Raw genomic sequence first — 11,282 nt, forward strand, 5'->3', positions numbered from 1 at the left:
GAGCAGAACGTGCGGACACGATGCCTCTACGCCCTTCCGGCCGTTCGGGCGATGGTCGAGGGCGCCGGCGCCGACGTCGCATCGGCGGGCTCGAGCGCGGGCACCCGAGCGGTCTGAACCAGCCGTCCACCGCGCCGGGTGCACAACAGCGCTCGTCCCGCGGGAAGCTGACGGGGCTTGATGCCACCGAGCAGCGGACCCTCGCTGGGCGGACAGGACAGCACGACGTCCGGGGTGTTCAGCTCTTGCAGCCGACGTAGCACCGGGTCCATCGACAGTCGCATGGCGCCGGCCGCAGCCCGAGTCAGCACGACGTGCAGGCCGATGTCTGCCGCCTGCGGCAGCAGGGGGAGCAGCGGGAGCAGCGGGTTGTCCGGGCCGGCGATGAGGTCGTAGTCGTCCACCAGCACGAACAGCAGGGGGCCGGTCCACCAGTCCCGGCGACGAAGCTGGTCGGGGCTGACCTCCGGCCCGGGCACCCTGGTCGAGAGGCCGGCGACGGCCTCGGCGACGGCCTGCCGGGTGGAGTCGACTGAGACGGCGTACCCGAGCCGGAGCTCGTCGGGGACGTCGTCGAAGAGCTGCCGGCGGTAGTCGACCGCGAGGATCCGGGCCTGCTCCGGCCCCAGCCGCTGCCGGATCGCGCGGGCGGTGAGCCGCAGCAGGTTGGTCTTCCCGCTCTCGTTGTCGCCGAGGCAGGTCAGGTGCGGCAGTGTCCGGAAGTCGTGCCAGACCGGCGCGAGGGCGGCCTCGTCGACGCCGAGTGCGATCGCGAGCTCGCCGGTGGCCGGCGGCAGGTCGTCGGCCGGCAGGATCGAGGGGAGCGTGCGCACCCCGGCCGCGCGCGGACCGGTCCAGTACTCGGCGACCGAGGAGACCAGGTCGCGCAGCCCCTCCTGGACGTCGTCCCCAGAGCTGTCCCCGTCCAGGCGCGGAAGCGCGGCAAGGAAGTGCAGCTTCTCGGGGGTGAGCCCGCGCCCGGGCGCGCTCGGCACTGTCGCCGCCGCACGCAGGTCGATCACGGACTCCACCGGGTCGCCGAGCCGCAGCTCGAGGCGGGTGCCGATCTTGTCCCGCATGGCGTGGTGCATTTCGCTCCATCGCGAGGCCGTGAGTACCAGGTGCACGCCATAGTTCAGGCCGTTGGTTGCCAGCTCGCGCAGCCGTGCCTCGGCCTCCTCGAAGTCCTGACGCAGCGTCGACCAGCCGTCGACCACCAGGAAGATGTCGGCGCCCTGGTGCGGCTCGAGGCCGATCCCGCGCAGGCCGCCGCTGCCGCGCAGGCTGCGCAGCGCGGCCATCCCGGCGACGGCGTGCTCGGCGAAGACGTGCTCGCGCTGGGACATCAGGGCGGTGACCTCGGACACCGTGCGGTTGACCCGTTCGGGGTCGTGGCGGCCGGCGACCCCACCGACGTGCGGCAGGTCGACGAGGGCGCTGAGCAGGCCGCCACCGAAGTCGAGGCAGTAGAACTGGGCCTCGGCGGGCGTGCAGCTCAGGGCGACGGCGGCAACCAGGGTGGCGAGCATGGTGCTCTTGCCGCTCTGCGGTCCGCCGGCGATCCCGACGTGGCCACCCACGCCGGACAGGTCCACGGTCAACAGGTCCCGAACCTGCTCGAACGGACGGTCCACGATGCCGAGTGGGACGGACAGACCGGCCGCCCCCGGCACGCCGAAGCCGCGCACGTCATCCGGCACGATCGGCGGCAGGACCTGGTCCAGCGTCGGCGACTCGGACAACGGAGGCAACCAGATCTGATGGGCCGGCGGGCCCTGGTCGACCAGCCTGGACACGATGACCGAGATCACCGACGGCGCCTTGCGGCTGCCGGCAACGGGCTGCGGCTGCTCGTCGGTGGGGTCACCGGAAGGGGCCTCGGCGGGGTCGTCGCTCGGGACCGGCGAGCGCACCGGCGCCGGCTCGGTGCCGAAGGGCACCACCTGCGTCTGGAGCACCTCCTGCTGCACCCGCACCGAGCGCAGCCGGTACGGGGCCGACACGTACGCCGCCTTGAACCGGTGGATCGTCGACACGTCCGAGCGCAGGTACCCGTTGCCCGGGGCCGACGGCAGCTCGTAGGCGTCCGGAATCCCGATCACCGCGCGGGACTCCATGGCCGAGAAGGTGCGCAGCCCGATGCGGTAGGACAGGTGCGACTCCAGCTGGTGGATCCGACCGTCGTCCAGCCGCTGCGAGGCCAGCAGCAGGTGCACCCCGAGCGAGCGCCCGAGTCGACCGACCATCACGAACAGCTCGATGAAGTCGGGATGGGTGGCGATGAGCTCGCTGAACTCGTCCACCACGAGGAACAGGGTCGGCATCGGCTCCAGGGCCGCACCCTCGGCCCGGGCGGCTTCGTAGTCGCGCAGGGACGCGAACCCGCCGGCCGCGCGGAGCACCTCCTGACGCCGGACCAGCTCGCCGCGCAAGGCATCGCGCATCCGCTCGACCAGCCCGGCCTCGCCGGCCAGGTTCGTGATCAGCGCGGACACGTGCGGCAGCGTCTCCAGGCCGGCGAAGGTGGCACCGCCCTTGAAGTCCACCAGCACGAAGTTCAGCGTCTCCGAGGAGTGGGTGGTGGCCAGGGCGAGCACCAGGGTGCGCAGCAGCTCGCTCTTGCCCGACCCGGTGGCTCCGATCAACAGACCGTGCGGGCCCATGCCTCCCTCGGCGGACTCCTTGAGGTCCAGCTCGATCGATCTGCCGTCGACGTCGACGCCGATGGGCACCCGCAGCCGCGCCGAGGCACTGCGGTCCGCCCACAGCTGGTGCGCGTCCAGCCGCTCCAGGTCGTGGATGCCCAGCAGCGCCGGCAGCTCGGTGTCGCCGACGGTGTGCGCGGTGGCCTCGGACCTGGCCATGGACGCACCCACCGCCGTGCCGGCCATCAGCCGGGCCAAGGATCTCGCGCCCTCCATCGAGAGTCGATCCGGCCGGGCCAGCGGGGTGCGCACCTCCTTGCCGAAGCGGTCCCGGGTGATCCGTTGCACCTCGTCCGCGCTGATGTCGAGGGTCAGGGCGGCCGGTCCCTTGGCCGGCCGGTCGGCGACCTCCAGCAGCACGGCGTTGCGGTACCCGGACTCGAGCAGGCGGGGCCGCGACCCCAGCGACCCACCATCCAGGACGATCACGACGAACGGCTCCCCGCGGCTCGGCTCAGCGCCGGGCTCGAAGCGTTGGCGGCCTCGGAAGTCGTTGCCCAGCAACGCTTCCAGGTCTTCCAGGGACGATCGGACCAACCGGACGCCGCCGGCGGCGTCCCGCTCCTCGCCGTGCTGGGCGTGGGGCAGCCACTTGACCCAGTCCCAGTCCGGCAGGCGCTCCTCGGCCACGCAGAACGCCACCTGCACCTCGTCCGGGCCGTGGAAGGTCACCAACTGCGCGATCATGGCCCGCAGCACGTCCCGGGCGGCGTCCACGTCGCCGGTCAACCGGATCTGCGCGAAGCCGCGCAGGTACAGGGCGACGGGCAGGTCGGGCACGACCGAGTAAGCCCGGATGAACCGGCGCAAAGCCTTGGCGGACATCGGCTCCAGGTCGTCGAGCGGCCTGCTCTGCGGGGGCACCAGGCGCACCGCGAGCTGCTGGGCGCCGGTGCCGACCCGCAGCTCGCCGAAATCCGGGTGCGAGGGACGGCGCTCCCACAGCCGGCTCGTCATGGCCAGCGACCACAGGGATCCCGGGTCTGGGTGCAGCCAGGCCAGCGCGCCGCGCTGCTGCTCGGCCATCAGCCGGACCTGGCGGCGGGTCTGGGACAGGTACCGCAGGTAGTCCCGGCGCGATCCGGTGACCCGGTACTTGCGGTCCCCGCCGCTGGTCAGCAGGGTCCCGACCAGCATCACCACCATGCCGGTGCCCATCAACCCGATGAGCACCAGGCTCGAACCACCCGCAACGCCCGCGCCGCCCCGGGTGAACATCAGCAGCATGGCGCCGCTCATCAGCATCGAGGGCAGCACGACCGTCACGGCCCGAAAACCCTGGGGTTGCACCTCCGGCAGGGCAGGCGGCTCCTGGAGCTGGATCTCGCCCTCGGGCAGGTCCGGGCCGCTTCGTCGGGCCGGACGGCGGAGCGTGCGGGTGGTCATGCACCCACACACGGCTCGCCGGGCCCCGGCGGTTCATCCGGACCCGGCTGAACCGCGTTCGCGCTGGGCTCGTTACCTGCTTCATGAGCGCAGGGACGGTTGCCGAGACCTGCCGGCTGGTGGTGCGCGGTCCGGACCGCAGCATCGACCTGTCGGTCCCGGTCGACGTTGTGGTCGGGGACCTGCTGCCCGCCCTGCTCACCAACCTCGGCACGGACTTGGCCGACCGCGGCCTCGAGCACGGCGGGTGGGTGCTGCAACGGATCGGTGAGCAGCCGGTCGCGGAGGACCGCACCGTCGCCGAGCTGGACCTGCTGGACGGCGAGACCCTGTACCTGCGGGCGCGGGCGGACCAGATCCCCCCGATGGACTTCGACGACCTGGTCGACGGAATCGCCACCGGCGTCCGCGGCCGCTCCGGTTTGTGGCTGCGGCGCATGTCGGACGCCGTGGGGTTGGGCCTGGCTGGACTGCTTCTGGTCGGTGCGTCGATCACCCTGCTGCCGCTCGGGCCGCTCGCGATGGGCGCGGCGTCGGCCGGGCTGCTGGTCGCGGCGGCCCTGGTCCACCGCCTGCGGGACGCCCGACCGGCCCGCCTGCTCGCGGTGATCGCCGTGCTGGACGCGCTCGCCGCGTTCGTCCTGGTAGCTCGCTGGCCTCGGGTCGGAGCGGGTGACCTGCTGCCGGCATCCATGGCCCTGCTCGGTGCACTGCTCGTCGTCGTCCTCGCCGCACTGGTCGCCGCGCCGCGGTCCGCGCTCGAACCGGTCGGCCTGGCCTGTGCCTCGATCGCAGTCCTGGGTGCCGCGGCCGCCGGCGTGGTGCTCAGCGGCGGGACCTGGGCCGCGGCCGCCGTTCCAGTGCTGGCCGCGACGCTGCTGGTCCGCCCGCTGGTTCCGTTGCTCGCGTTCAAGCTGGCCGGGATGCGCCTGCCGCAGCTGCCCACCGGTGCCGCCGACCTGCAGGAGGGGATCGAACCTGAGCCGAGTCGCGTCGTGCTGGAGCAGACCGCGCGGGTCGACCGGTTGATGACCGCGCTCTACCTCGCGATCGGGCTGCCGGCCCTGGTTGCGGTGGTCCTGCTGGCCGGCCAGGATGCCCGTGCGGCGCAGGCGCTCGCCTGCGCGGTGTCGCTCACGCTGCTGCTGGCCTCGCGCGCCACGACCAGCCTGTGGCACCGGCTGCTGGCAGCGGCTCCGGCGACCGCAGCAGTGCTCGTGCTCGCCTTCACGCTGCCGGTCATCCCCTGGGCCAGAGCGGCCGCCGCGGTCGCGATGGCGGTAGCGGCTGCGCTGAGCGTGCTGGCCGGCTACCGGTTCTCCGTTCGAGCCCCGACGCCGTTGTGGGGGCGGCTCGGCGACATCGTCCAGCTGCTCAGCGGCCTGGCGATCATTCCGCTGGGCCTGCAGGTGATGGGTGCCTACGACGCCATCCGGGCGAGGGTGGGCTGAGCCATGCAGTCCCGTCGCGACCAGGTCGAGGCCCAGCGCTACCTGATTGAGCGGCTGAACGCCGCACTCGTCCTCGGCGAGCCCGACGCCGTCGAGTCACCCACCAGGCGGGACACCCGGAGCATCATCGGCAGCCTGGTGATGGGAGCGCTCGCCTTGGCCGGCGCCGCCGGCTACGCGCTGCTGACAGCCAACGGTTCGACGGCCTGGAAGCAACCCCAGACGCTGATCGTGGACAAGGACACCGGCAGCCGGTTCGTACTCGACGGCGGCCGACTGCGACCGGTGCTGAACCTGGCTTCGGCACATCTGGCGCTGGGCGCGCAGATGAACGTCGCCACGGTGTCCGCCAAGACGATCCGTGCGGTGCCTCGCGGGGCACCGCTCGGCACGGCCGGCGCCCCGGACGCGCTGCCCTCGCCGTCCCTGGTGAACGCCGGGACGACGCGGGTGTGCGCGACCGAGGCGAAGACCGCTCCCCGGTTGGCCCCGCAGGCTGACCTCGTCGTCGAGGTGGGCACGACTCGCCAGCCCGAGGCGCCGGCGATGGTGGTGGGCCAGGGTGAGGTGACCTGGTTGCTGTCCAAGGGGAACAGGTTCGCACTCTCCGGTCCGTCGGCCGCGAACGTCCTCGGCGTGGGCGACCTGACGCCGCCACAGGTGCCCGCCGCGTGGCTGCGGCTGATTCCGCAGGGTCAACCGGTCGTGTCGCCGTGGGTGGCGATCACCGACGAGGCCGGCCCCGAGCTCGAAGGCGTCCCGACCCAGGTCGGTCAGCTCGTGGAGTCACCGATCGGGGCGTTCGTCGTCGTCCGCGGCGGGCTCACCCCGTTGACGGAGCTGCAGCACCTGCTGGCCAAGGCCGACCCGCGCTTCGGCGACCCGCTGGTCGTCACCGCGCGCGCGGTCAGCGAGGCCGTGCAGATCCCGCCCGCCAGTCAGGTGCTGGCACCGCTGCCGGCCACCGTCCCGACGGTCCAGCAGCCCGATGACGGTCGCGCACCCTGCGTCCAGGTGTTCCCGGGCAACAGCGGCGTGACCCTGACCGCCTCGTTGCCGGACCCGTCGGCGCAGGAGCTGGCCGACAGCTCGGGGGCGACCGGGGCCGATCGGACGGCGGTCAGCGTGCGGCCCGGCGGCGGCGCGCTGCTGGCGGCGATCCAGCCCACGACCGAGACCGCCGGGGACGTCTCGCTGGTCACCGACTCGGGCGAGGTCTTCGAGGTCGCCGACCAGCAGGCGCTGACCTCGCTGGGCTACCAGCTGGCGAACGTCGCGGTCATGCCGACCGACTTCTTGTCGCTGCTCCCGCACGGTCCGACCTTGGGCTCGGCGGACGAGGCAGGGGGTGGCCAGGGCACGTGACCCGAGCCCGGGTCCCAGCTCGCAAGGAAGCAACGGATGTCACACCACGATCGAAGGGAAATCCCATGTCAAATGCACGCGTCGTCGACGAAGCGACGACCGCGGCCATGGTCAGCGCCTTTGACGACGCCTATGCCGAGTGTTCGAACGCGACCTCCAAGGTCGAAAGCGCTTCGACTGCGCTGCTGACCAGCTGGACGGGTGACGCGGCGAGAGCCTACGGCCGCAGTCTGGACGACTGGCAGAACGGAGTGGCGAAGGTCAAGTCCGGCCTGGAGCGACTGAGTGAGGCCATGGCCGGCTACCGGCAGATCACCGCTGCTGCCGAGGGCGCAAGCCAGCAAGCGGCCGGCTCCTGGGCCGCCGGCTGATCCAACACGCGACGAGAGGAACCAACCCGATGGCTTCATACAGTTTCGACCCGGATGCGGCAGAGACTGCCGAAGGCGAATTCAGGGGCAGCACCAACAAGCTCGAGCAGATGATCGATGCCCTGACCACCGCCGTCAACAACTTCAAAGCCCACAACGCAGGTGCCGCCATCGCGAGCTACGAGCTCGCCCAGCGTGACTGGGACAACGGACAGCGCGAGATGAATGAGTCCCTGACCAAGGGCATCAGCGCGCTGAACACCGCGCGTGGCGAGTACATCCATGCCGACCATCGTGGTAAGGCCACGTTCGGCGGCCACTGAGCGAAGCCTTGACCGGGCGGCCGGCTGACGTCGGCCGCCCGGGTCGGGCCTGGGACGGGAGGGAACACGAGATGCCAGAGCAGCAGATCACGATCGACGAGCATCGGCTGGACGAGCTCAAGAGTGAGTACACCGCGCACCAGGCCGACGCGACGCGGGCAGGCAAGCTGTACCCGTGGCCGACGGACGCCGGCGGCGCCGTGAGTGGTGACCTGTCCGTCGTCCTTCCGCTGAGGCTGGGGGCGGATGCGTTTCCGGAGGGCGTCAGCCTGAAGTCCAGCGCGGACGCCGTCCGGCTGGCCCTGGCGGCGCGGGTGGCGGCCTTCGCCGACGCGGCGTACCAGTTGGAGTGGGGATTGACCTTCCTGCTGCGCGACGCCGATGCGACCGAGACCTTCAACGAGATGACGGCACAGCAGTTCGCGAGCTACATCCCGGTCACGCCCGGCGGTTCGGGCGGCAGTGCGGCCCCTGCGTCGGCGGTCACTGCGTCGGCGGTCACTGCGCGGGCGGGCGCTGCGCCTGCGGGGGCTGCACCTGCGGGGGCTGCACCTGCGGTCCCTGCGCCGGCCGTCGCTACGACGGCGGTGCCTGCACCTGCGTCAGCACCTACAGGCAGCAAGTCGAAGCAGACCTCAGGGGGCGAGTGACGTGGCGGCGGCACCGATGGCCACGATCGAGGACGTCCTGGGCACCGTGCTCGGCCATCCGGTGCCGCCCGGTGCGCGCACCCAGACGGTGGTCTCCAGCACCGGGACGCCGTGGCTCGTCGCCGACTACTACGAGTCGAAGGTGACGGCGAACTGGCGGCCTCCGGAACAGCCGGGAAAGCTCGTGTTCTGGCGCTGGGGCAACGGCCGCGACATCCAGTGGACCGAGGTGCAGCTCTCCGGCGCCGAACGCAGCCACGCGACGCAAAGTGGCGACGACGTGTTCACCACCATCCAGCGAGCGTGGGCGGACGTCGTGGCGCAGGCGCCCAGCCTGGTCGGCCCAGGGGGCGCACTGGATTCCCAGAGCCTCGCGGACGCCGCTGCGCTGCTGGGCGCCGTGGGTACCTGGAGCCAACGCAAGGCCGATGCGCTGTCGACCGACATTGCCGGCGTGCAGACCAAGGACTCGGGGTTCAAGGGATCGGCGATGGAGGCGTTCGTCAACCAGGTGCAGGCAGCGCAGCGACAGGTCGCCGACCTCAAGGCTCAGACAGCCGGCTTCCAGGGCCCGCTGCAGGCCGCCGCGGCCGCCGCAGCCAAGTTCGCGCGTGACCTCAACGACTCGCTGACCCAGCTAGTCACGCGCGACGGCGGAGTCTGGGGCTCGCCGTCCCGTGCCGTGGTCTACATGTTCGACCACGCCGAGATGGGCGGCAATGCCGGTGGTGGCAACGAGCTGCAGAACATCGGCACCGAAGGTGTCGGGCACCAGGTGAACGGCTCTGAAGGGTGGCAACCGCTCTACATCAGCTTCCCCGGGATCTTCCCTGGTGTCTGGGACGCGTTCCAACCGGGGGTCTGGCCGCAGATCGACCAACAGGTGCGCACCAAGTGGGCGAACACGGTCACCGAGATCTTTCGCGCGCCGGTCGCCTCGGCCGCGGCGTTGCAGCAGGCCATGACAGCCGCTTCCCAGGCCCTGGTCCTCGCCGCCCCGGACCCGACCGACCCCTCGAAGGCGCCCGCCGGCCTGGACCCGCTGGCTGACCCGGCGAGCGGCGCCGGTGCGGGCGCCGATCTCGCCGGCCTCGGCGACGCGGGCGGCCTCGGCGACGCGGGCGGCCTTGGCGACGCGGGCGGCCTCGGTGGCCTCGGCGACGCGGGCGGCCTCGGTGGCCTCGGCGACGCGGGCGGCGATCTCGGCGGCCTCGGCGGTGCAGGTGGACTCGACCCATCGCTGGCCGGCCTGGGGGCCGGCGGCGCGGGAGCGGGGAGTCTCGGCGGGCTGTCGGCCGCGAAGCTGGGCGGGTCGGGCAAGGGCAAGCCGGCTGGTTCAGGTTCCTCTGGTGGCCTGAAGCTGGGCAGCGCCGGAAAGCCGCTGTCGCTGCCGGTCCGGACCGGCAACGGTGCGGCCGGTGTCCACTCCTCCACCGGACTGGGTGCTCCGCTGCCACCCACGACGTCCGCGCTCGGCGTCCAGAACGGCCAGGTCGCCCCGGGGGGCAGCGGGATGCCGTACCTCCCGCCGATGGGCGGCATGGGTGCTGGAGGTGGTGCGGGACAACAGAAGGACCGCGAACGCACCACCTGGCTCACCGAGGACGAGGGGGTCTGGGGAGTGTCGTCCGAGCCGGTGACGAATGTCATCGGGCGCGACGAGGTCTTTGCCGAGGCGGACGACGCGACGTGGGACGACGGCGCCGACGAGGCCGCCCCGCAGCTGCCGGAGCGCTCCCAGCCGCAGCCGACCCGAAGGCAGCAGCCGTAGGCCCACGCCAAGCAGCACAACGCATTCCTGAGAGGAGCCCGCAGTGCCGACACCTGAGGACGAAGCGGTCGAGGCAGCCATGGCTCGGCTGGCGCAGACCAGACGCTCGCTGGACCGGTTGCAGAAAGAGACGCTCGAAGCGGAGACCACCGTCCGATCGCCCTGCCGACGGCTGGGCGTGACGGTCGGGGCAAAGGGAGACCTGAGAGCGGTCCGCTTCTACGGCGAGACCTACCGTTCGCTGCCACCGGCCGAGCTCGGCACCCTGGTGGTACAGACCGTCGGCCGCGCCCGGCAGCAGGCCCTGGAGCAGGCGCAGAAAGCGCTGGATGAGATCCTGCCGCAGTCGTCGCTGCGGTTGGACGGCGGTGCAGGCGGACTGGACGAGATGCTGGAACGCTTCCTGGGCTCGGGGGACTACGGGCTGGGCGATGCTGACCGGGCGATGTTCCGCCGCAGCTGGGCGGGGGAGTCATGAGCGAGGAGTCCCTGGGGAGCGACGCGGACCAGCTGGCGCAGGGCAGGGCCGCGTTCGAGCAGCTCCAACCCTTGCTCGACGAGGTGAATCGCCTGGCCGGGCACCTGCCCGAGCCCGTCCCCCGCGACACGGACGAGCCGATGGCCCTGGAGTTCCGGGAGCGGATCGAGCAGTGGCGAAATTCGATCATCACCGTCACCAACTCGCTCGGCGATGCGCTGGGTGGACACGGCGACGGGGTGGCCACGGTCGCTGGCATCCAGGACGCGGCGGAGGACACCGCGACGAAGAGCGCCGGCTGGTCCGACCCGACCACGGAGGGGGCTGCGCCGAAGAGCGCCGGACCGATCGAGATCGCCTGAGCCGCCGTCAACCCTGCTGAACCCAGCGCGACCGCACGGCCGTTAATAGCGCTGGGTGGACTGGCCAGTTGATCCCGTCCGGCGGAAGGGAGGTGTGCGGTGGCGACTGGCCTGCCGGGTTGGGTTCGGATGTTGATGTTGGCGTCTAGTGGTGTGTCGCCTCCGGATATTGATGATCGGGCTTGTTTGGCGTTGGCTGCCTCGTTTGAGCGGCTTGGTGTGGATTTGGAGCAGCAGGTGGGGCCGGCTATCCGCACGGCGGTGGGTCAGGCCTCGGGTGGGATGGGTGGGCGGACGCGGCGGGCGTTCTTGGCGTCGATGGAGCGGTTCACCGGTGGTGACGGCGGCGGCGGTGGTGGTGGTGGGTTTGTGGGGGTGGCGGCTGGGCAGGCGCGGGGGGCTGGGGGTTACTCGCGGTCG

9 protein-coding genes are annotated in these 11,282 nt (G+C 71.9%); 8 read left to right on the forward strand and 1 reads right to left on the reverse strand.

Annotation, left to right across the window (positions count from 1 at the left end; translation table 11 throughout):
* Positions 1-26: 26 nt before the first annotated feature.
* Positions 27-4,091, reverse strand: a complete 4,065-nt coding sequence (gene eccCa, locus ACPPVT_RS03305) for a type VII secretion protein EccCa (protein ID WP_426565434.1) — start codon at positions 4,089-4,091, stop codon at positions 27-29.
* An 83-nt stretch (positions 4,092-4,174) separates the two neighbouring features.
* Here eccCa and eccD point away from each other — a divergent pair, with 83 nt between their 5' ends.
* The 8 genes from eccD to ACPPVT_RS03345 all read left to right on the forward strand — a co-directional run bounded on the left by eccD (position 4,175) and on the right by ACPPVT_RS03345 (position 10,862).
* A complete protein-coding gene (eccD, locus tag ACPPVT_RS03310) occupies positions 4,175-5,542 on the forward strand; it encodes a type VII secretion integral membrane protein EccD (protein WP_426565436.1) in 1,368 nt (455 codons plus the stop codon).
* A 3-nt stretch (positions 5,543-5,545) separates the two neighbouring features.
* Entirely contained in the window at positions 5,546-6,907 is a 1,362-nt protein-coding gene (gene eccB, locus ACPPVT_RS03315) for a type VII secretion protein EccB (protein ID WP_426565438.1), read from the forward strand.
* Positions 6,908-6,972: 65 nt separating this feature from the next.
* Complete coding sequence (locus tag ACPPVT_RS03320) at positions 6,973-7,278, forward strand: WXG100 family type VII secretion target (RefSeq protein ID WP_426565440.1); 306 nt, start codon at positions 6,973-6,975, stop codon at positions 7,276-7,278.
* 29 nt (positions 7,279-7,307) lie between these two features.
* The gene (locus ACPPVT_RS03325) at positions 7,308-7,601 is read left to right on the forward strand and encodes a WXG100 family type VII secretion target (RefSeq protein WP_426565442.1); all 294 of its coding nucleotides are present in this window, start codon (positions 7,308-7,310) and stop codon (positions 7,599-7,601) included.
* Positions 7,602-7,672: 71 nt separating this feature from the next.
* On the forward strand, positions 7,673-8,251 hold the full coding sequence (locus ACPPVT_RS03330) for a hypothetical protein (RefSeq protein ID WP_426565444.1): 579 nt from the start codon (positions 7,673-7,675) through the stop codon (positions 8,249-8,251).
* Between the two features lies 1 nt (position 8,252).
* Positions 8,253-10,022: a hypothetical protein gene (locus tag ACPPVT_RS03335; protein ID WP_426565446.1), complete on the forward strand. Its 1,770-nt coding sequence runs from the start codon at positions 8,253-8,255 to the stop codon at positions 10,020-10,022.
* Between the two features lie 43 nt (positions 10,023-10,065).
* Positions 10,066-10,500, forward strand: a complete 435-nt coding sequence (locus ACPPVT_RS03340; protein ID WP_426565448.1) for a YbaB/EbfC family nucleoid-associated protein — start codon at positions 10,066-10,068, stop codon at positions 10,498-10,500.
* Positions 10,497-10,862, forward strand: coding sequence for a hypothetical protein (locus ACPPVT_RS03345; protein ID WP_426565450.1), 366 nt, complete (start codon positions 10,497-10,499; stop codon positions 10,860-10,862). Before ACPPVT_RS03340 ends, ACPPVT_RS03345 begins: the two co-directional genes overlap by 4 nt.
* The last annotated feature ends 420 nt before the right edge of the window (positions 10,863-11,282 follow it).

The organism is Angustibacter sp. McL0619 (genome assembly GCF_049994355.1).
Lineage (GTDB): Bacteria > Actinomycetota > Actinomycetes > Actinomycetales > Angustibacteraceae > Angustibacter.

Coding starts and splice junctions, on each gene's coding strand:
- ACPPVT_RS03320 (WP_426565440.1), top strand. CDS start 6,973: ATGTCAAATGCACGCGTCGTCGACGAAGCGACGACCGCGGCCATGGTC.
- ACPPVT_RS03330 (WP_426565444.1), top strand. CDS start 7,673: ATGCCAGAGCAGCAGATCACGATCGACGAGCATCGGCTGGACGAGCTC.
- eccCa (WP_426565434.1), bottom strand. CDS start 4,091: ATGACCACCCGCACGCTCCGCCGTCCGGCCCGACGAAGCGGCCCGGAC.
- eccD (WP_426565436.1), top strand. CDS start 4,175: ATGAGCGCAGGGACGGTTGCCGAGACCTGCCGGCTGGTGGTGCGCGGT.
- ACPPVT_RS03325 (WP_426565442.1), top strand. CDS start 7,308: ATGGCTTCATACAGTTTCGACCCGGATGCGGCAGAGACTGCCGAAGGC.
- eccB (WP_426565438.1), top strand. CDS start 5,546: ATGCAGTCCCGTCGCGACCAGGTCGAGGCCCAGCGCTACCTGATTGAG.
- ACPPVT_RS03345 (WP_426565450.1), top strand. CDS start 10,497: ATGAGCGAGGAGTCCCTGGGGAGCGACGCGGACCAGCTGGCGCAGGGC.